At 65.6% G+C, this 663-nt stretch carries 1 pseudogene; it reads right to left on the bottom strand.

Annotated elements, in window-relative coordinates:
- Positions 1–158: 158 nt before the first annotated feature.
- A pseudogene (locus PUR53_RS00210) lies at positions 159–663 on the bottom strand (alpha-1,4-glucan--maltose-1-phosphate maltosyltransferase); the annotation flags it as partial.

Genomic DNA, 663 nt, shown 5'->3' with positions numbered 1-663 from the left:
TTTGGCGGTCAGGCCCTTGAGGTCGCCGATGCCGTCGCCGTTGCTGTCCTGGAAGGAGCGGACGAGGACCTCGTAGAAGACGGCGCGTTTGAACCAGTCCGGGTCCCGGTCCTTCTGCGGCGTGTCCTCGAAGGTGTCCGGAACGGGCTCGTTGACGATCATGGTGTGGGTGACCCCCCGATCTGCGGGTTGGACGGTCGCAGGACGGTCAGTACGTGGGCGGGTGTGCGGCCCGGTTCCAGACGTACGTAGTTGTTCCTGCCCCAGGTGTAGACCTCGCCGGTGAGCTCGTCGCGCACCAGCACCGACTCATGCCAGTCCAGGCCGAGTCGCGGCATGTCCAACGAGACCGTGGCCTCCTGGGTGTGGTGGGGGTCGAGGTTGACCACCACCAGAACCGTGTTCGAGCCCGAGTGCTTCGAGTAGATGATCACCGCTTCCTGGTCGGCGTCGTGGAAGTGCAGATCCCGCAACTGACGCAGCGCCGGGCTCCGACGCCTGATCTCGTTGAGCTTGCCGAGCAGGGGGGCGATGGTGCGTCCGTCGCGTTCGGCGGCGTCCCAGTCGCGGGGGCGGAGTTGGTATTTCTCGGAGTCGAGGTATTCCTCGCTGCCGGGTTTGAGGGGGGTGTTCTCGCAGAGTTCGTAGCCGGAGTAGACGCCC

Origin of the sequence: Streptomyces sp. SP18BB07, assembly GCF_036322545.1 — a bacterium.
Classification (GTDB): domain Bacteria; phylum Actinomycetota; class Actinomycetes; order Streptomycetales; family Streptomycetaceae; genus Streptomyces; species Streptomyces deccanensis.
Note: the sequence above shows the minus strand (reverse complement) of the source record. Positions and strands in the feature narration are given on the sequence as shown.